Here is an 18950-nt window from a genome sequence, read left to right as displayed (position 1 = left end):
TATGACCGAACCCGTATCCCTCGACGAAAACTTCGATTGCCAGAGCTGCGGCGCTTGCTGCGCCTATTCGGCCGACTGGCCGCGTTTCTCGCTGGAGACGGACGAGGAGCTCGACCTGATCCCGGCGGAATATGTGTCCGCCGACCTCGGCGGCATGCGCTGCGAGGACGATCGCTGCTTGGCGCTCAGCGGCAAGCTCGGCGACCATGTCGGCTGCAAGATCTACGCGATCCGGCCGATCGTCTGTCGCACCTGCATGCCCGGCGACGACGAGTGCCTGATGGCCCGCGAGAAGCACTTCGGCAAGGCCGCATAACACCGGATCATCCGGCGATTTTGCGAACATTCCGCATCCTCTGCGGCTCCGCACGCACCGGACGGTGAAACATTCCGCGAAAGATCAAATTTGCCGGATGGATGTACGGCGAAAGGAAGCGTATTTTCCGGCCACGATCGGGCGCGCGCTGCGCCCTTCAAACCGCTTCCCGGAGGATAGCGCTCGATGAGCCAGACACCGCTTCACAAGACCACTGCAGAGACCGGCGCGCCTCAGGCTCCCTTTGCCGAATTCGCCCCGCCGGTTCGACCGCAGAGCACGCTGCGCCAGGCAATCACCGCCGCCTACCGCCGGCCGGAAACGGAAGCACTGCCGGCACTGGTCGAAGCTGCAACGCTCGACGCGGCCACCCGTGCCGACGCCGCCAAGACCGCCCGCAAGCTGATCGAGGCGCTGCGCGCCAAGCACAAGGGCTCCGGTGTCGAGGGCCTGGTGCAGGAATATTCGCTGTCGAGCCAGGAAGGCGTGGCGCTGATGTGCCTGGCCGAAGCGCTGCTACGCATCCCGGACACGGCAACCCGTGACGCGCTGATCCGCGACAAGATCGCCGACGGCGACTGGAAGTCGCATATCGGCGGCGGCCGCTCGCTGTTCGTCAACGCCGCCACCTGGGGTCTCGTCGTCACCGGCAAGCTGACCTCCACCGTCAACGACCGCAGCCTTTCGGCAGCGCTGACCCGCCTGATCGCCCGTTGCGGCGAGCCGGTCATCCGCCGCGGCGTCGACATGGCAATGCGCATGATGGGCGAGCAGTTCGTCACCGGCGAGACCATCGACGAGGCGCTGCGCCGCTCGCGCGCGCTCGAACAGAAGGGCTTCCGCTACTCCTATGACATGCTCGGCGAAGCGGCGACCACGGCTGCCGATGCAGAGCGCTACTATCGCGACTACGAGCAGGCGATCCACGCCATCGGCAAGGCATCGGCCGGCCGCGGCATCTATGAAGGCCCCGGCATCTCGATCAAGCTTTCGGCCCTTCATCCGCGCTATGCCCGTTCGCAGGCCTCGCGCGTCATGGAAGAGCTGCTGCCGAAGGTGAAGGCGCTCGCCGTCATCGCCAAGAAGTATGACATCGGCCTCAACATCGACGCGGAGGAAGCCGACCGTCTCGAACTTTCGCTCGACCTGCTCGAAGAGCTGTGCCTCGACAAGGACCTCGCCGGCTGGGCCGGCATGGGCTTCGTCGTCCAGGCCTACGGCAAGCGCTGCCCCTACGTGCTCGACTTCATCATCGACCTTGCCCGCCGCGCCGAACGCCGCGTCATGGTCCGCCTCGTCAAGGGCGCCTATTGGGATGCCGAGATCAAACGCGCCCAACTCGACGGCCTGGAAGATTTCCCGGTCTACACGCGCAAGATCTACACCGACGTTTCCTACATCGCCTGCGCCAAGAAGCTCTTGGCCGCGACCGACGTGATCTTCCCCCAGTTTGCCACCCACAACGCCCAGTCGCTCGCGACCATCTACGAAATGGCCGGCAAGGACTTCAAGGTCGGCAAGTACGAGTTCCAGTGCCTGCACGGCATGGGCGAGCCGCTCTATGACGAAGTCGTCGGCAAGGGCAATCTCGACCGTCCCTGCCGCATCTACGCCCCCGTCGGCACCCATGAGACGCTGCTTGCCTATCTCGTTCGTCGCCTGCTCGAAAACGGTGCAAACTCCTCCTTCGTCAACCGCATCGCCGACCCGAAGGTGTCGGTCGACGAACTGATCGCCGATCCGGTCGAGATCGTCCGCGCCATGCCCGTCGTCGGCGCGCCGCACGACCAGATCGCGCTGCCCGACAACCTCTTCGGTGACACGCGCCGCAACTCCGCCGGTCTCGACCTTTCCAACGAAGCCGGCCTCACCTCGCTGACGGCGGCACTCCAGGCGAGTGCGACCGTCGACTGGAAGGCCGTTCCGCAGCTGGCAACCGGCCCCGCCTCCGGCGAAACCCGTGCCGTCGTCAACCCCGGCGACCACCGCGATGTCGTCGGATCGGTCACCGAAGCCTCAGAAGCCGACGCCCGCCAGGCCGCAACCCTTGCCGCCAACGCCGCCGCAAGCTGGGCTGCCGTCTCGCCGGCCGAGCGCGCCGCCTGCCTCATGCGCGCTGCCGACCTGATGCAGGCGCGCATGCCGACCCTGCTCGGCCTGATCTCGCGCGAAGCCGGCAAGTCGCTGCCGAACGCAATCGCCGAAGTGCGCGAGGCGATCGACTTCCTGCGCTATTACGCCGAACAGACGCGCCGCACGCTCGGGCCGGCCCACAAGGCGCTTGGTCCGATCGTCTGCATCAGCCCGTGGAACTTCCCGCTGGCGATCTTCGCCGGCCAGATTGCCGCCGCACTCGTGGCCGGCAACCCGGTGCTGGCAAAGCCGGCCGAGGAAACGCCGCTGATCGCCGCCGAGGGCGTGCGCATCCTGCACGAGGCCGGCATTCCCGCCGACGCGCTGCAGCTGCTGCCCGGTGACGGCCGCATCGGCGCGGCCCTGGTTGCCGCCCCCGAGATCGCCGGCGTGATGTTCACCGGCTCGACCGAGGTCGCGCGCCTGATCCAGGCGCAGCTTGCCGACCGGCTGTCGCCTTCCGGCCGGCCGATCCCGCTGATTGCCGAGACCGGCGGCCAGAACGCCATGATCGTCGACAGCTCGGCGCTTGCCGAACAGGTCGTCGGCGACGTCATCGCCTCGGCCTTCGACAGCGCCGGCCAGCGCTGCTCGGCGCTGCGCGTGCTTTGCCTTCAGGAAGACGTTGCCGACCGCACGCTTTCGATGCTGAATGGCGCGCTGCACGAACTGAAGATCGGTCGCACCGACCGGCTCTCGGTCGACGTCGGCCCCGTCATCACCGCGGAAGCCAAGGGCATCATCGAAAAGCACATCGAGACGATGCGCGGCCTCGGCCGCAAGGTCGAGCAGATCGGCCCTGCCTCCGGCACCGAACAGGGCACCTTCGTGCCGCCGACGATCATTGAGCTCGACAAGCTCTCGGACTTGAAGCGCGAAGTCTTCGGTCCGGTGCTGCATGTCATCCGCTACCGCCGCGATGATCTCGATCGGTTGATCGACGACATCAACGCCACCGGCTACGGCCTGACCTTCGGCCTGCACACGCGTCTCGACGAGACGATTGCCCACGTCACCTCGCGGGTGAAGGCGGGCAACCTCTACGTCAACCGCAACGTCATCGGCGCCGTCGTCGGCGTTCAGCCGTTCGGCGGGCGCGGACTCTCGGGCACCGGCCCGAAGGCGGGGGGCCCGCTCTATCTCGGCCGCCTCGTCGCCACCGCCCCAGTGCCGCCGCAGCACAGCTCGGTTCATACCGATCCCGTTCTGCTCGACTTCGCCAAGTGGCTCGACGGCAAGGGTGCCAAGGCGGAAGCCGAAGCCGCCCGCACCGCCGGCAGCAACTCGGCCCTCGGCCTTGCCTCCGAGCTTCCGGGCCCGGTCGGCGAGCGCAACCTCTATGCGCTGCATCCGCGTGGCCGCGTGCTGCTCGTTCCGGCGACGGAAACCGGTCTCTACCACCAGCTGGGTGCCGCCCTTGCCACCGGCAACACCGTCGTCGTCGACGCGGCCTCCGGCCTGCAGGCGTCGCTGAAGGACCTGCCGGCGAGCGTCTCCGCACGGCTTTCCTGGTCGAAGGACTGGGCAGCCGATGGTCCGTTCGCAGGCGCGCTTGTCGAAGGTGACGGTGCCCGGGTGCGCGAGGTCAGCAAGACGATCGCCGGCCTGCCGGGCCCGCTCGTTCTCGTCCAGGCAGCCTCGAGCGAAGAGATCGGCAAGAACCCCGACGCCTATTGCCTGAATTGGCTGCTCGAGGAAGTCTCGACCTCGATCAACACGGCGGCTGCCGGCGGCAATGCCAGCCTGATGGCGATCGGCTAAAACCACAGCTCGACGCACGCCTTCCCTACTCAAGAGGGCGCACTGGAACTTCTCCTCCCCCCACCGTCGGTGCGGGGGGAGGCAACCACGTCCACACCACCTCATCCCTGTGCCCCGTCACAGGGATCCAGCCGCGCCGCGTCGGCGGCGCGAAAGAATGTCTCAACAAAAATGAGTCTTCCCACGGCGCAGACGCGCCGTGACTGGATTCCTGTGACAAGCACAGGAATGACGGTGGGAGCCACGCGGCCTCAATTACAGCGCCGCCCCAGACCCGGCGCTAATCCAAACCATTGTGGCGGCGCCCCCAACAATCCGTTATCAGCTTCTCAAGAAACGGAAGCAGCCATGTTCACCCTCAAGCGCATTGAAACTGCAAACCAGGACGTCAAGAAAAGCCGCTTTCTGGCCTTTGCCGCGCCCATTGCCGACGAACAGGCTGCGAAAGACTTCCTCGCCTCCCATTCCGATCCCACCGCCAACCACAATTGCTGGGCATGGCGCATCGGCCAGGCCTATCGTTTCAGTGACGATGGCGAGCCGAGCGGTACGGCCGGCAAGCCGATCCTTGCGGCCATAGACGGCCAGGAGCTCGACCGCGTCGCCGTCGTGATCACCCGCTGGTTCGGCGGTATCCTGCTCGGCAGCGGCGGCCTGGTGCGCGCCTATGGCGGCACGGCGGCTCTCTGCCTCAGGGCAGCAGAAAAGATCGAGATGATCGAGATCGTGCGCGCCACCGTCGCCCTCGACTTTTCCGACATGGCGCTGATCAAGGCGCGGCTTCTCGCGCGCGATGTGGCGATCAATAACGAAAGCTTCACCGACAAGGGGCCCGTACTGACCGTCGAGCTGCGCAAGGACGAGGCAGAAGCGATCCTCGCCATGGTCGTCGACCTCAGCCGCGGCAAGGCCGTGGTTTCGCTGGACGACTAGCCTCTTGGGTCCGAGAAACTCCGCGACGCCGCACCGATCGGAACGAACGGGTCACCGCCAAAAGATGTGCGCGGATCTCTGCATCACATCTCATGCTAATTTACTCGATCCGAACAGTCATACTAGAAGCGCCCCAGCCAGCGTATGATCCGCGACGCACAACAGGAGACAGCACGATGAAGACGAGAGTTCTTGGCAAGACCGGCGCAACCATATCCGAGATCGGCTTCGGCGCCTGGCAAATTGGCGGCTCCTGGGGCGATGTCAGCGAGGCGGACGGCAAGCGAGCGCTCAATGCTGCGCTCGATGCCGGCGTCACCTTCGTCGACACCGCCGACGTTTATGGCGACGGCCGCTCCGAAAAGATCATTGCAGCGGTGTTGAAGGAACGCGGTGGCGACAAGCCCTTCGTCGCGACCAAGGCCGGCCGCCGGCTGAGCCCGCATGTGACCGAAGGCTATACGGGCGAGAACATCGAAGCCTTCATCGACCGCAGCCTAACCAATCTCGGCGTCGAGACGCTCGATCTGGTACAACTCCATTGCCCGCCGACCGAAGTCTATTACCGGCCGGAACTGTTCGGCGCGCTCGACCGGCTCGTCGCCAAGGGCAAGATCCGCCACTACGGCGTCTCGGTCGAAAAGGTCGAGGAAGCGCTGAAGGCGATCGAATATCCCGGCGTTGCGACCGTGCAGATCATCTACAACATCTTCCGCCAGCGCCCGCACGAGCTGTTCTTCGCGGAAGCACAGAAGAAGAATGTCGGCGTCATCGTGCGCGTGCCGCTCGCCTCCGGTCTGCTTTCGGGCAAGATCAACCGCGAAACCGCCTTTGCCGCAGACGACCACCGCAACTTCAACCGCCATGGCGAAGCCTTCGATGTCGGCGAGACCTTTGCCGGCGTGCCGTTCGAAGCGGCGCTGGAAGCCGTCGAGCAGCTTCGCCCGCTCACGCCTCAGGGCGTGCCGATGGCGCAGTTTGCGCTGCGCTGGATCCTTGAGCAGCAGGCGGTCTCCGTGGTGATCCCGGGCGCCCGCAACGAGGCGCAGGCACAATCCAACGCGGCCGCCAGCGCGCTTGCCGCCATCGACGACGACACGAAGGCGGCGATTGCAACGGTTTACGAGCGGCTGGTGAAGGTTCATGTTCATCACCGCTGGTAACTGACGCCGCGCCGACGGGGCGGCCAAGGGAGGTGCAGCGATGACCGACCCCTTCGACCTGCAACGGTTTGTCGACGCTCAGGACCGCGTCTATGCCGCGGTCCTCGATGAACTCGGGCATGGCCAAAAGCGAACCCACTGGATGTGGTTTGTCTTCCCGCAGCTCGCCGGCCTTGGCCATTCGCCGATGGCACAGCGCTATGGGATCTCCGGGCTCGACGAAGCGTCGGCCTATCTCGTCCACCCGGTGCTCGGCCCGAGGCTGCGAGAATGCACCGAGCGCGCCAATGCGGTTGCGGGCAGCTCGGCCCACGACATTTTCTCCAGCCCCGATGACATGAAGTTCCGGTCATCGATGACGCTGTTTGCCGAGGTCGAGAAAGACCGGGGACCGTTCGGAGTGGCGCTTGCGCGCTATTTCGCGGGAGAGAAGGATCGGCGCACTATGGAAATCCTGGCGCAGCGGCGTTGATGCCGGCGTTCAAGCGCTCAGGAAGCGCGCTTCGGCGACCCTCAGAGGTTGGGTGTCGAATTGATCAGGAAGAACAGGATCATGAAGGCACAAACCGAAAGGCCAGCAACAATCACCAGCAGTTCTTTCATCATATAGCGATACATCGGCACCTCCTTTCTTCGAGCGGCCCCTTCCTCCTTCATATAGGAAGCCGCGGGACCGATTTTCACACTTCGGCGTCAAAAGATCGTGAACCCACCAGCGCTTTCGTGATCGGGGTCTCAATCGTAGCAACCCGGCCCATTCGCCACCGCAACACCGCTCACGAGAAACGTAAATCATTATATACTAACATATATTATTGTCTCCTAATCCTTTCGAAGGGCGGCGACGCCGGAACTGACCCGGCGCCCGAAGCCCCACCGGATGCGGCGCACTGCCCGCTCCTTCGAAACAAGCGGCACTACCACCATTGACGAACGGCAGATCGCTTCTTAAATCTACACCCAACGTCAGGTTTAGATAGGTGTCGGATTGTCGTCGCTCATGCAGATTGGGGAATTGTCGGAACGGGCCGGCGTCAGCCACCGCACGATCCATTATTACGAGCGGCTGGGCCTGGTGAAGCCGGCCGAGCGCGAAGGGGCCGGTTACCGCTACTATGACGACACCGCCGCGAAACGGCTGGAAAAGATCGCCGCGCTGAAGCGTCTCGGTCTCAGCCTCGACGAGATCGCCGCTGTCATCGACCTCTATTTCGAGGATGCCAGCGGCATCCGGGGCAAGGAGCGCGTGCTGGAAATACTTCAGGCACAGCTCGACAAGACGAATGCCCAACTCGACGAACTCTCGACATTCAAACGGGACCTCGAAAACAACATCACCCGCATGCACGGGCTGATCGCCGAGGCGCGGCAAAAGTGAACGCGACACGAACGGGACGCGGCATATGTTCAATCTACACTTGACGTCAAGTTTCGCTCATAGATCCACGTGCCCCGCCAGCTCCCTGCCGGCACTCCGGTTCCGTTGTCGGCAGCATCCGCTTCTCAAGTGCCCCCTTGGCGATCCGCGATCGGTTTCATGACCACCTTCCGCCCCCCAACCAGACAAAAGGAGCTCTGGACATGCCGCATAGACGCCCTCTCGCGGTCCTCGCCGCCCTCGGCCTTGTCGCCGGCACGGCAACCGCAAACATGGCCTTCGCAGAGACGGGAGTGAGGCCCGCTGCAAGCGACAGCGCTCGGCCCGCAGCCGCCACCATCGGCGCCTTGATGCCCGCCGGCTACCGCGAGGCGGGCCGCCGTGCCGCCGTCGTCGATGGTGAAGCTGCGGAACTCGTCCGCTACGCGCGCGCCGACGGACGCAATGCAACGCTCGGCGGCGAGCATTTCAGCACCGTCATCGCCGACGATGGCCGCCTCAAGGGCTTTGCCCGGATCGACCTGGATCTGGTCGGCCGCCCGCTGCCAACCCGCGAGGACGCGCAGGCAATCGCCATGGATTTCCTGCGCCAAGCAGCACCAGACCTTCTACCGGGAACGAGGATCAGCTGGATCGACCCGCATGACGAACCCCTGCGGGTTGCCCGCAACGGCCGCAGCGAAGACCTGACCCTCACGGGCATGAAGGTCAAGATGCGCAACGAGGCCGACGGCCTCTGGATGTGGGTCATCGTCGGCCCGGACCGAAAGGTCATGGTCTTCGAGCGCGACATTCACTGGATCAGTTTTCCCGGCCACCGCGGAACGGAAAAGTGGCTTCACGATGCCTGGCTCGTCGAGAAGGGCTACAGCGTAGGCCAGTCCTGAGCGGTCTGCCGGACTAACAGCAACGCTCCCCCGTCGGACCGCCTTATGCCGTCTTACATCCTCGTGAAGAACCATAACGGCGTTTCACCAGCCGCAAGCCTGCGCCGCCTGGCGCTATAGAGGACGGCACTCGAAGGACAGGAGGAGCGCGTCGCGAAACGCAAGATCGCGACGCGCGGCCCGACCGAGAGGTCTAGGCGCCGCAGGAAGGGCCATCATGCCGGGAACGTCAGCCGCACCACGCTCAGACCAACAAGCGAATTCCATCAGGCGAGATGGAAAACCCCTTCTGCGCAGCTTCCCGCCAGTCACACTGGACAATCTTATCCAGACTCAACCACGGAGCCGCCCCCGTGTGCGGACGTCGCCAGCGGCTTGAATGCCAAAACATGAAGTGAAGATACAATATGCCGGACGAGAACCGCTCATTCGAGAGCTGTCCGTTCTTCCAGGTCCATGCGTCAGGGCTCTGCAAACCATCCGGCCAAAGACGCTCGCCACCGCCAGGTGTCGTATAGCGCTCAACCAGGAGCGACTTCGGCGCCAACAGCCTTTTGATGACATGCTTGCGGCGCGGCACCATCATCGTTGTCAAAGCACCTTCGTCCAAACCGAAGTGTTCGACGGCCGCTATGCGCTCACGCCAATTTGGAATGCGTTTGGCGATTGTCTGCATTTTGGGCGTATTTCGAAAAACCGACAGATGACCGGCCATTCTGTCTGAATGCGATGAAATCGCTTCATACCTGTCAAGAATATCGTCAGTGTATATCGCCCGCAAATTTCCAAAAATAATATCATTGTCGCAATACCCAAAAGACTTGTAGCCTTCCAACTGCCTTGAGAATATCAACCCTAAAAATGGCTTCAAATCACACAACTTATATGGCGTTAGATTGTGAAGATCGACGCCAACTTCGCTGGAGATCTTTTCTTTATAATCATCAAACGAATAGTGAACAAACTTTACATTTGGCGCTTTGTTTTCAGGCTCAGCTTGATCAGTTGGTATCAACCAGTCAATTTCACGATTATGCTTACAGGACTCGATAAAGAAATTTATCCATTCAGGCCACGCCCCGAACCATGGCGAAATAAGCAGCAATCGTTTCATGCAAATGCGCACTCGATCTTAATAAGCGATGGCTTATTGTATTCTTGGATAAAATCCACGTTAAAGCATCGAAATATTATTGAATATTGCCGCGCCTTTTTCATCCACAGCACATCAAGATCTTCCGACGTCAGCGCGCGGACGGCAGCAAAGCCTGGAGAAAAACCGCCAAGCTGCAAAATTGCGCACCGCTCATCGGACCACTGCGGAACAGGGCAAAAAACGATCGAAAAGGCGTCGTCAGACTACCGCGCGCAAATTCTAGTAAGTTATTGAAAAGAATGGCGCACCCGAAGAGATTCGAACTCCTGACCCCCAGATTCGTAGTCTGGTGCTCTATCCAGCTGAGCTACGGGTGCGTTTGTCTGCCGCGGTCAAACCGCTTGCGTGAGCGGTTCTCTAAAGGGTCCTTTCGGGGATTGCAAGCGCCGTTCCGCAAAAAAATTCATTTTTACGACGGCAATTCCGCTTTGCTGTGGAAGGACGAAACCGTGCCGGTGCTGAACCCGCTGGAAAGCAAGGCATCGTGGCCTGCGAGCCTGGCCGCGAATTTTTTCGAGGGACCCGCATTTGCCGCTTTCGCTTCGCACAATCAGCCCTATTGCGGAACGCGCGCAGCCCATTTGTGAATGGAATCATTGAAAACGACGCGACCTCGGGCCCCACCTTTCGTCGCCCAACGACGCCGAACTAATGGCGGAACTTCGAACGGAAGGCGTCGAGCGGCACCGGGCGGTCGGGCAGTTCGATGCGGAACAGCGTGCCGGGCGTCGGCTTTTCGACGAGGGCGATGGTGCCGCCATGGGCAAGCACAAGCTCGCGCGCGATCGCGAGGCCAAGTCCGGTGCCGCCTGAGCGCGCCGAGCCGCGGAAAGCGGCAAACAGGTTTTCTCGCGCCTTGGGCGGCATGCCGGGGCCGGTGTCGTCCACGGAAATGGTGACGACACTGCCGATGCGCATGGCGGAGACGGCAACGGCGCGTGGGCGCCCGTCTTCGGGCTCGTGATTGGTCAGCGCCTGCACAGCGTTGCGGCAGATATTGTGCACCACCCGGAAGAGCTGCTCGCTGTCGGCGTCGACTTCGAGGTCGTCCTGCATCTGGATTTGGAAATCGATGCCGGCTTGCGGATCGATCGCCAGCAGTTCGGCGACATCGGAGACCAGCGGCTTCAGCGCGACGAAGCGCCGATGCGGCTCAGCCTCGGTGGTGCGACCGTAGGACAGGACTTCGCGGGTGTAGCCGACGGCGCGGTCGATGGTGCGCAACAGGGTCGGCGCGAAGCGCTTGACGACAGGATCGTCCACATCGGCCAGCCGGTCGGAAATCAGCTGCGCAGAGGACAGAATGTTGCGCATGTCGTGGTTGATCTTCGACACCGCGAGCCCGAGTTCGGCCAGGCTCTTCTGCTGTTTCAGCGTCTTTTGCAGTTCGCGCTGCATGCTGGCGAGATGCTGGCCGGCGACGGCGAGTTCGTCGTGACCCTGCGGCGGCACGAGCACGCGGGCGGGATCGGCCGGGTCGTTGGAAAAGTCCTGCATGTTCGCCGTCATCCGCCGGATCGGCGCGATCAGCATGCGGTTGATGGCGAGGAAGATCAGCGCCGCGGTGATCAGCGAAATGATCAGGGAGAGCACAAAGACATTGCGCGAGTAGACGAGCATCGCCTTGCGCAGGCTCGCATCCTTCATCAGCAGCTCGATCGTCGCATCGCTTTCGCCAAGCGGACCATAGACGCGGATCACGCGATCGCCGCCGAAAAGCAGCGTGTCGAAGGCATCGCGGATGGCGGCGACGGCGGTGGAATTGGCGACGTCGTATTCGCCCTGGATCTCGAGCGGCATGTCGGTGAGCGCGATCATGCGCGAGGCGTCCTTGCGCCGAATGACGATCGCCTTGGTGCCGGTCGCCATCAGCGTGTCCTTCTGGACGCTGCGCGGCAGCTCGACATTCTGCAGGCCGTCAACGACGACGGCTGCGGCCGCTGCCGTATTCAGCCGGTCCTCGAGCCAGCGGATGCGCATGGTGGCAACGGACGGAGCGAAAATCAGCACTTCGGCCAGCATGACGAAAACGATGGTCAACAGCAGCAGCTTGCCGGATAGACCGCGGAAGAACCCGGCACTGGTTTTCAATGCCTCGCCTGCCTTCGCCGGACGTGTTTCTTCCGCCATGCCTTAAAAACTTTCCTGCCCGTCAACCAAAACGCCTGGGACCCCGTATGAACATCCGGGCCATGGGGCATCGCGCCTGAAGCGCATAATAGGAGATGGCGGCCGTTTTTCCAATCGCTGACGGACTTTAGAGGGTGCGGCATAGGCGCGGCCATCTCTCCGTCTCGTGCCGTCGATCATGACCAAGGATCGCATCCCGCTCATCTTTCTCCCCTTGCATCGCCGAAGCAAATCTCGGCACACCGCCGCCTCGGCTCGACCTACCTGCACAGAATTGGCATCGATGTAAGTCACCCAGGGAACAGTTCACGTGGCGCCCTTGCGGGCGGCGACGGCAGCCCTGCCCATGATCAGGGGCAAGCCTTGATTGCCCCAAAGACAGAAAGCCCGCGGCACCTTGTGGCACCGCGGGCTCCAATCACCTGGCGAGGCAAGCCGCCGATCAGAACTCTTCCCAATCGTCCTTGGCGGCCGCCGCAGCGGCGCCGCCGCCGCCAAAGGCGCGGGCGACGTTGCCCATCATGCGCCGCGCCGGCGATGCGACCGGCTGGGCCGTCTCGCGGGCGACGGCGATCGGCCGCGCGGCAACATTGTCGACCTTGAAGTAGGCGATCAGGCTGGCGAGATTGTTGGCTTCGCCGGAGAGCTTGTGGGTTGCGGCATTCGCCTCTTCCACCATGGCAGCGTTCTGCTGGGTCACCTGGTCCATCTGGTTGACAGCCGTGCTGACTTCGCTGAGGCCCGTCGACTGTTCACGCGCGGCGGTCGCGATCGAGTGGATGTGGTCGTTGATTTTCAGGACCCGTTCCTCGATCTCGCCGAGCGCCGAACCGGTCTCCTGTACCAGGCGGACGCCGGTTGCCACTTCGCTGCCGGACTTGGAGATCAGCGATTTGATATCCTTGGCGGCACTTGCGGCGCGCTGGGCGAGCTCGCGCACTTCCTGCGCGACGACAGCGAAGCCCTTGCCGGCATCACCGGCACGGGCTGCCTCGACGCCGGCGTTCAGCGCCAGGAGGTTGGTCTGGAAGGCGATTTCGTCGATCACGTTGGTGATCTGGCCGATTTCGCTCGAGGCCTGCTCGATCCGGCCCATGGCGTCGACGGCGTTGCGCACGACGGCTGCCGACTGCGCGGCGCTGTGCTTGGCCTCGTTGACCATGACGGTCGCTTCCTGCGCCCGCTCGGTGGAACTCTTGACGGCGACCGTGATCTGGTCGAGCGCTGCAGACGTTTCCTCAAGGGCGGCGGCCTGCTGTTCCGTCCGCTTCGACAGATCGTCGGCGGCCGAACGCAGCTCGGACGAATTGCCGTTGATCGAGTCGGTGGTCACACGGACCTCGCGCAGCGTCTTTTGCAGCGTGGAGAGGGTCTCGTTGACGTTCTTCTGCAGCTCGGCGAAGGCGCCTTGGTAGTGGCCGTTCATGCTCTGGGTCAGGTCGCCGGCCGCAAGGCTCGCAATGACCCGGCGGGTTTCGGCGATACCGGCATCGACGCTGCCGACCAGCTCGTTGACGCTGCCAGCAAAGCGGTTGAGATCGTCGTTCTCGTAGTCCTTGCCGATGCGCTTGGTGAAATCGCCGGCGGCGGCGGCCGCAACGACGACACCGATGCTCGACTGCAGGTCGGCGCTCTTTTCACGCAACACCGCTTCCTGCGCATTGAGGTCGCGCACGGCCAGGCCGTTCTGCTTGAAGACCTGCACGGCTTCGGCCATTTCGCCGATCTCGTCCGTGCGGCCCACGAAGGGCACGTCTGCGGCGAGATCGCCGCCAGCCAGTTGCTTCATCTTGCCGGTCAACTCGAGGATCGGACGGCTCAGATGGTTGGTGGCGATATAGAATGCCGCGCCTATGCCGGCGATGAGGCCAAGGCCAGCGATAGCAAGAATCGTGATGATCACGCCGCGCTCAAAGACAGCAACGTCAGCCGTCACGACTTCAAGCGTCTTCAGGTTGATGTCGACGACGCCGTCGATCTGCTCCTGGAACGCCTTGCGGTTGGCGCGATTGGCGTCAGTATTGCCCTGTTCGTTGGCAGCCTGCGGCGAAACTTCCTCGCCAAGACGGGCGGTCTCGACGCGGAAAGCCTTGAACTCCGCGGCGCGCGCGACCAGCGTGTCGAAGGAGGCCATGGTTTCAGCCGGGATCAGCAGGCGCCACTCGGCGAGCAGCGTATCGATCTTGTCGAGATTCTTGCGAATGCCTTCGGCGAAGGGCTTTGCCTTCTCAAGGGTCGGGGCGGCATAAATGCCACGCGATTCCATCACCACCGCGGTCACCAGGCGGTTGAGGCGCTCGGCATTGAAGGCGCGCTCCGCAACGTTCTCGTACTGATGGAATTTTTCGTTGTATTTGTTGACCGCCACCAGCGACATGCCGGTCACAGCGACCGCCAGCATGCTCATGATGCCGACGATTAGATTGATCTTTCCGCGTATTTTCATCCCGACCTCCACGGAGTGACGAGAGCGTCCGATTATCGGACATGCCGCCGCCCCATATGCACCGGGAAGACCCTAAAATAGGCGTGGTTAATAAAGCTCGTCGGCCTCGACCGGCATTCTGGGGAGATCCAGTTAGGGCTCCCTTTACCAATCTCGGCTAGTTGACCTTCCTTTTCGCGGTCCGACGGATCGCCATTGGCGGGTGCGCCGGCGCTTTTTGCGGCGCTGTCGCCACTGAATCGCCGCCCGCAATTGACTTTCCGGGAAAATTCCCCTTATAAGCCGCCCACGTCCGGTCAAGCCCTCCTGCCCGAAATGGCGGAGCCATGTCCGATAACGTAAACGCTCCTTGCTACACGCAAACCCAAGAAGGGCCGCACACCGCGGTATTAAATAAATGAAGCGTACTTACCAACCGTCCAAGCTTGTCCGCAAGCGTCGCCACGGCTTCCGTTCGCGTATGGCTACCAAGGGTGGCCAGAAGGTCCTCGCAGCCCGCCGGGCTCGTGGCCGCAAGCGTCTTTCGGCTTAAGCCGAAACTGCCCGAAACCAGTGTCCGGGCACATGACGTCAGATAAAGACAAAACGACTGTCGGGCGGCTGAAAAGCCGTCCGCAGTTTTTGGCCGTTCGGGCTGGAGAAGGCCGCAGAGGCCCCCTGTTTCTCCTCGAAGTGCTCGACCGCAACGATCCGGAAGGCGAAGCCCGCGTCGGCTTCACCGTGACCAAGAAACACGGCAATGCCGTCGAGCGAAACCGGATGCGCCGACGCCTGAAAGAGGCGGTGCGGCTTTCCGCCGGGTTTGCAATGAAACCCGGACACGACTATGTGATTGTCGCCCGACGCGAACTCCTGAATGCTCCCTTCGACGCCTTGACCCGGGGCCTTCACGAGCGCATCGAAAACAAGCCGAAACAGAAGCGGCCGCCGGCCGGTTCCAGGAAACTATGATGGAAAAAAACCGCAACTATTTCGTGGCGATTGGCCTGTCCGTGCTGATCCTCATTGCCTGGCAGTTCCTTTACGTCAATCCTAAGATTGAAAAGGAACGCATCGCTGCGGAAGCGCTGCAGGCCCAGCAGGCACAGTCGCAGTCGGCAACGCCGGCACAGCAGACGCCAGGCCAGGCCCTGCCGGGCGGCGGCGCAATCCCGGGCGCCGGTGAAAACCGCGACCAGGCCATTGCCAAGTCGGCCCGCGTTGCGATCGACACGCCGGCGCTTTCCGGCTCCATCAACCTGACCGGCGCCCGCTTCGACGACCTGAAGCTCAAGGAGTACCGCGAGACGGTCGATCCGAAGAGCCCGGTCATCACCCTTTTCAGCCCGGCTGAAACTGCTGACGGCTACTTCGCCGAAATCGGCTATGTCGGCAGCGACGCGACCGGCACCGTGCCCGGCCCGCAGACCGTCTGGACGCTTTCGGGCGGCGACAAGCTGACCTCGGCAACCCCGGTGACGCTGACCTTCACCAACGAGAAGGGCGTCACGTTCAACCGCACCATCTCGGTTGACGAACATTACATGTTCCAGGTGGTCGACAGCATCAAGAACGGTGCAGCCGAGCCCCTCAGCCTTTCCTCCTACGGCCGCGTGACCCGCTTCAACAAGCCGACGACGCCGAGCGTCTACGTGCTGCATGAAGGCTTCATCGGCGTGCTTGGCGAACACGGCCTGCAGGAACTGAAGTACGGCAAGATCGAAGACGAAAAGTCGGTCGAGCCGGGCAAGGCGACCGGTGGCTGGCTCGGCATCACCGACAAGTACTGGGCAGCGGCCATCGTTCCGCCGCAGGCAACCCCCTACGACACGCGCTTCACGCACTTTACCGACGGTCGCGCCCGCTACCAGAGCGACTACAAGAGCGACGCGATCACGGTCGCGCCTGGCCAGTCCTCGGAAATCAAGAACCTCGTCTTTGCCGGCGCCAAGGAAGTTCCTGTCGTCGACAACTATGAAGTGGCCTACTCGATCCCCAACTTCGACAAGCTGATCGACTGGGGCTGGTTCTACTTCATCACCAAGCCGATGTTCAAAATGATGGATTTCTTCTTCCGTCTGTTCGGCAACTTCGGCATCGCCATCCTGATCACCACCATCGTGGTCAAGGCCATCTTCTTCCCGCTCGCCAACAAGCAGTACGCTTCGATGGCGAACATGAAGAAGGTTCAGCCGAAGATGGAGGAACTGAAGAAGAAGTTCGGCGACGACCGCATGGGGCTGCAGCAGGCGATGATGCAGCTTTACAAGGACGAGAAGATCAATCCGCTGGCCGGCTGCTGGCCGATCCTGATCCAGATCCCAGTGTTCTTCGCGCTCTACAAGGTGATCTACATCACCATCGAAATGCGCCACGCACCGTTCTTTGGCTGGATCCGCGATCTCTCGGCACCGGATCCGACAACGATCGTCAACCTCTTCGGCCTCCTGCCGTTCGACGGTCCAGCCTTCCTGCACCTCGGTGTCTGGCCGATCATCATGGGCGTCACCATGTTCGTGCAGATGCGCATGAACCCGACGCCGCCGGATCCGACCCAGGCGATGCTGTTCACCTGGATGCCCGTGGTCTTCACCTTCATGCTGGCCTCCTTCCCGGCCGGTCTGGTGATCTACTGGGCCTGGAACAACACGCTTTCGGTGCTGCAGCAGTCGATCATCATGAAGCGCCAGGGCGTGAAGATCGAGCTCTTCGACAATCTGAAGGGCCTGTTCTCGAAGAAACCCAAACCGGCGGAATGACGCCGGCCGACACCACAATCGCAGAGCCCCGGACTTCGGTCCGGGGCTTTTTTGTTTCCACGCCGCGGCGCGACACGCGGATGGCGTTGACGCGGGCGTGCGGTCCGGGCATCTGGCGTTATTGAAATCAGCGCGCTGCTGCTCCAGGACAACTTGCCATGACCGACCCGTCGGCCACTTCCACCCCGTTTGCCGCCAACGAGAAGCTTGGCGCCCTGCTCGTCTTCGGCTCGGCCTTCTTCTGGAGCTTCGGCGGCGCCATTGCGCGGTTCCTGCACATTTCCGACAGCTGGACGATCGTCTTCTGGCGCTGCCTGTTCGCCGGCCTGTTCCTGCTCGCCTTCATGCTGGTGCGCGACGGACCGCGCGGCACGGTGGCGCTGTTCAAGGGCATGGGCTGGCCGGGCATCGCGGTCGGGCTCTGTTTCACCATCGCTTCGACGTCCTTCATCATTGCGATCTCCTACACGACGATCGCTAATGTCGTTCTGCTCGGCGCCGGTGTGCCGCTGTTTGCAGCGCTGATGAGCTGGGTATTGTTTCGCGAACGGGTCTCCCGCTTCACCTGGGGTGCGATCACCGCCGTCATCTTCGGCGTCGGGATCATGGTGTCGGAAAGCCTGACGGGAACGATGTCACCGGTCGGCGACGCGCTGGCGCTCTTGATCCCCGTCGTCTTTGCACTGGCGACCGTCATTACCCGCCGCTACCCGCATGTGCGCATGACGCCCGCCACCTGCTTCGGCTGCTTTGCCGCAAGCGGCATTGCCGCCAGTCAGTCGTCGGGCCTGGCGGTGACCGGAGGCGAACTCGCGCTGCTCTTCGTCTTCGGCGCCTTCAACCTCGGGCTTGGAATGGCGCTCTTCGTCACCGGCGCCCGGCTGGTCCCCTCGGCGCTGGCCGCACTGCTGGGGACGGCGGAAACCGTGCTCGGGCCGCTCTGGGTCGCGATCATCCATGGCGAGGTACCGAGCAGCCGGACGATCGTCGGCGGCACCTTCATTCTTCTGGCGTTGCTTGCCTACCTGCTCAACGAATTCCGGCGGACGCAAACCATCCCCACACGGCCGGTCCGCACGCCGACGCCTTGACATCCACGGCCAAAACCTTGAAGCCAAGGACTTTCTCGATGAAGGACCGACCACCGATGGCCGATACCAGACCCAAAGACGACAAGCCGTTGTTCGGCCGGCCGTGGATTTTCATTCGCGGCGTCCCCGCCATGAAATTCCTGCCACCGGAAGGACCGGCCGAGATTGCCTTTGCCGGTCGCTCGAACGTCGGCAAATCGTCGTTGATCAACGCGCTGGTCGGCCACAAGGGCCTGGCGAGAACCTCCAATACCCCTGGCCGCACGCAGGAACTCAACTACTTCGTGCCGGATGGTTTTTCCGGCGAGGCCGACGACCTGCCGCCGATGGCGCTGGTCGACATGCCCGGCTACGGCTATGCCCAGGCGCCCAAGGACCAGGTCGATGCCTGGACGAAACTCGTCTTCGACTATCTGCGCGGCCGCTCGACGCTGAAGCGCGTCTACGTGCTGATCGACAGCCGTCACGGCATCAAGAAGAACGACGACGAGGTGCTCGACCTGCTCGACAAGGCAGCGGTCTCCTACCAGCTCGTGTTGACCAAGACCGACAAGATCAAGGCCGCCGGCGTGCCGCGGCTGGTCGCCGAGACGCTCGAAAAGATCAAGAAGCATCCGGCGGCCTATCCCGAGGTCCTTTCGACCTCTTCGGAAAAGGGGGAAGGTCTCGAGGAACTGCGGGCCGCGATCGCCACGGCGATTGCCCACTAGCGGAACCCGCGGGACAAACCCGGGGCGGCGCGGCCTCGACAACCTCTGCCAATTCTCTGTCTTTGATCTCTGTCACTACCCCGACATGCAATCCGCTCTATCTCTGCG

16 protein-coding genes and 1 tRNA gene are annotated in these 18950 nt (G+C 62.7%); 13 read left to right on the top strand and 4 right to left on the bottom strand.

Annotation, left to right across the window (positions count from 1 at the left end; translation table 11 throughout):
• Nucleotide 1 precedes the first annotated feature (1 nt).
• The 7 genes from M2267_RS02115 to M2267_RS02085 all read left to right on the top strand — a co-directional run bounded on the left by M2267_RS02115 (nt 2) and on the right by M2267_RS02085 (nt 8571).
• Entirely contained in the window at nt 2–316 is a 315-nt protein-coding gene (locus tag M2267_RS02115) for a YkgJ family cysteine cluster protein (RefSeq protein ID WP_429112192.1), read from the top strand.
• 186 nt (nt 317–502) lie between these two features.
• Nucleotides 503–4210 carry a trifunctional transcriptional regulator/proline dehydrogenase/L-glutamate gamma-semialdehyde dehydrogenase gene (putA, locus tag M2267_RS02110; RefSeq protein ID WP_429112191.1) on the top strand — a complete coding sequence of 1236 codons (3708 nt, stop codon included), beginning with the start codon at nt 503–505 and terminating at the stop codon, nt 4208–4210.
• Nucleotides 4211–4558: 348 nt separating this feature from the next.
• Entirely contained in the window at nt 4559–5143 is a 585-nt protein-coding gene (locus M2267_RS02105) for an IMPACT family protein (protein ID WP_429112189.1), read from the top strand.
• A gap of 176 nt (nt 5144–5319) precedes the next feature.
• Nucleotides 5320–6306, top strand: coding sequence for an aldo/keto reductase (locus tag M2267_RS02100; RefSeq protein WP_429112188.1), 987 nt, complete (start codon nt 5320–5322; stop codon nt 6304–6306).
• Between the two features lie 40 nt (nt 6307–6346).
• Nucleotides 6347–6778, top strand: coding sequence for a DUF1810 domain-containing protein (locus tag M2267_RS02095; RefSeq protein WP_429112186.1), 432 nt, complete (start codon nt 6347–6349; stop codon nt 6776–6778).
• A 528-nt stretch (nt 6779–7306) separates the two neighbouring features.
• A complete protein-coding gene (locus tag M2267_RS02090; protein ID WP_429112184.1) occupies nt 7307–7684 on the top strand; it encodes a MerR family transcriptional regulator in 378 nt (125 codons plus the stop codon).
• A gap of 203 nt (nt 7685–7887) precedes the next feature.
• Nucleotides 7888–8571, top strand: coding sequence for a hypothetical protein (locus tag M2267_RS02085; RefSeq protein ID WP_429112182.1), 684 nt, complete (start codon nt 7888–7890; stop codon nt 8569–8571).
• A 244-nt stretch (nt 8572–8815) separates the two neighbouring features.
• On the opposite strand, the gene M2267_RS02080 is transcribed toward M2267_RS02085, so the two are convergent.
• Both M2267_RS02080 and M2267_RS02075 read right to left on the bottom strand, forming a co-directional pair.
• Nucleotides 8816–9685 carry a DUF6625 family protein gene (locus tag M2267_RS02080; RefSeq protein WP_429112180.1) on the bottom strand — a complete coding sequence of 290 codons (870 nt, stop codon included), beginning with the start codon at nt 9683–9685 and terminating at the stop codon, nt 8816–8818.
• A 282-nt stretch (nt 9686–9967) separates the two neighbouring features.
• Nucleotides 9968–10044 (bottom strand) — tRNA-Arg (locus tag M2267_RS02075).
• Nucleotides 10045–10068: 24 nt separating this feature from the next.
• Between M2267_RS02075 and M2267_RS02070 the strand changes: the two genes are divergently transcribed.
• Entirely contained in the window at nt 10069–10314 is a 246-nt protein-coding gene (locus tag M2267_RS02070; RefSeq protein WP_429112179.1) for a hypothetical protein, read from the top strand.
• Between the two features lie 61 nt (nt 10315–10375).
• Here the strand turns inward: M2267_RS02070 and M2267_RS02065 are convergent, their stop codons facing one another.
• On the bottom strand, nt 10376–11857 hold the full coding sequence (locus tag M2267_RS02065; protein WP_429112177.1) for an ATP-binding protein: 1482 nt from the start codon (nt 11855–11857) through the stop codon (nt 10376–10378).
• A 442-nt stretch (nt 11858–12299) separates the two neighbouring features.
• Nucleotides 12300–14303, bottom strand: a complete 2004-nt coding sequence (locus M2267_RS02060) for a methyl-accepting chemotaxis protein (RefSeq protein WP_043616854.1) — start codon at nt 14301–14303, stop codon at nt 12300–12302.
• Between the two features lie 397 nt (nt 14304–14700).
• Between M2267_RS02060 and rpmH the strand changes: the two genes are divergently transcribed.
• The 5 genes from rpmH (at nt 14701) to yihA (ending at nt 18842) form a co-directional block, all read left to right on the top strand.
• Nucleotides 14701–14835, top strand: coding sequence for a 50S ribosomal protein L34 (rpmH, locus tag M2267_RS02055; protein WP_077962533.1), 135 nt, complete (start codon nt 14701–14703; stop codon nt 14833–14835).
• 20 nt (nt 14836–14855) lie between these two features.
• The gene (gene rnpA / locus M2267_RS02050; protein ID WP_034797300.1) at nt 14856–15254 is read left to right on the top strand and encodes a ribonuclease P protein component; all 399 of its coding nucleotides are present in this window, start codon (nt 14856–14858) and stop codon (nt 15252–15254) included.
• A complete protein-coding gene (gene yidC, locus M2267_RS02045; RefSeq protein WP_082006016.1) occupies nt 15254–17041 on the top strand; it encodes a membrane protein insertase YidC in 1788 nt (595 codons plus the stop codon). The genes rnpA and yidC overlap by 1 nt, the downstream gene beginning before the upstream one ends.
• Nucleotides 17042–17199: 158 nt before the next feature.
• Nucleotides 17200–18132, top strand: coding sequence for a DMT family transporter (locus tag M2267_RS02040; protein WP_043616849.1), 933 nt, complete (start codon nt 17200–17202; stop codon nt 18130–18132).
• A 56-nt stretch (nt 18133–18188) separates the two neighbouring features.
• On the top strand, nt 18189–18842 hold the full coding sequence (yihA, locus tag M2267_RS02035) for a ribosome biogenesis GTP-binding protein YihA/YsxC (protein ID WP_043616883.1): 654 nt from the start codon (nt 18189–18191) through the stop codon (nt 18840–18842).
• Nucleotides 18843–18950: the final 108 nt, after the last annotated feature.

Source organism: Ensifer sp. KUDG1 (assembly GCF_050434285.1).
Classification (GTDB): domain Bacteria; phylum Pseudomonadota; class Alphaproteobacteria; order Rhizobiales; family Rhizobiaceae; genus Ensifer.
The sequence above is the reverse complement of the archived record's forward strand: the minus strand, read 5'-3'. Positions and strand labels throughout refer to the sequence as shown.

Bases quoted from the DNA above. Each gene is read 5' to 3' on its own strand.
- M2267_RS02090 (WP_429112184.1), top strand. From the start codon at position 7,307: ATGCAGATTGGGGAATTGTCGGAACGGGCCGGCGTCAGCCACCGCACG.
- M2267_RS02060 (WP_043616854.1), bottom strand. From the start codon at position 14,303: ATGAAAATACGCGGAAAGATCAATCTAATCGTCGGCATCATGAGCATG.
- M2267_RS02115 (WP_429112192.1), top strand. From the start codon at position 2: ATGACCGAACCCGTATCCCTCGACGAAAACTTCGATTGCCAGAGCTGC.
- M2267_RS02095 (WP_429112186.1), top strand. From the start codon at position 6,347: ATGACCGACCCCTTCGACCTGCAACGGTTTGTCGACGCTCAGGACCGC.
- M2267_RS02085 (WP_429112182.1), top strand. From the start codon at position 7,888: ATGCCGCATAGACGCCCTCTCGCGGTCCTCGCCGCCCTCGGCCTTGTC.
- M2267_RS02040 (WP_043616849.1), top strand. From the start codon at position 17,200: ATGACCGACCCGTCGGCCACTTCCACCCCGTTTGCCGCCAACGAGAAG.
- M2267_RS02065 (WP_429112177.1), bottom strand. From the start codon at position 11,857: ATGGCGGAAGAAACACGTCCGGCGAAGGCAGGCGAGGCATTGAAAACC.
- putA (WP_429112191.1), top strand. From the start codon at position 503: ATGAGCCAGACACCGCTTCACAAGACCACTGCAGAGACCGGCGCGCCT.
- M2267_RS02080 (WP_429112180.1), bottom strand. From the start codon at position 9,685: ATGAAACGATTGCTGCTTATTTCGCCATGGTTCGGGGCGTGGCCTGAA.
- yihA (WP_043616883.1), top strand. From the start codon at position 18,189: ATGGCCGATACCAGACCCAAAGACGACAAGCCGTTGTTCGGCCGGCCG.
- M2267_RS02105 (WP_429112189.1), top strand. From the start codon at position 4,559: ATGTTCACCCTCAAGCGCATTGAAACTGCAAACCAGGACGTCAAGAAA.
- yidC (WP_082006016.1), top strand. From the start codon at position 15,254: ATGGAAAAAAACCGCAACTATTTCGTGGCGATTGGCCTGTCCGTGCTG.
- M2267_RS02100 (WP_429112188.1), top strand. From the start codon at position 5,320: ATGAAGACGAGAGTTCTTGGCAAGACCGGCGCAACCATATCCGAGATC.
- rpmH (WP_077962533.1), top strand. From the start codon at position 14,701: ATGAAGCGTACTTACCAACCGTCCAAGCTTGTCCGCAAGCGTCGCCAC.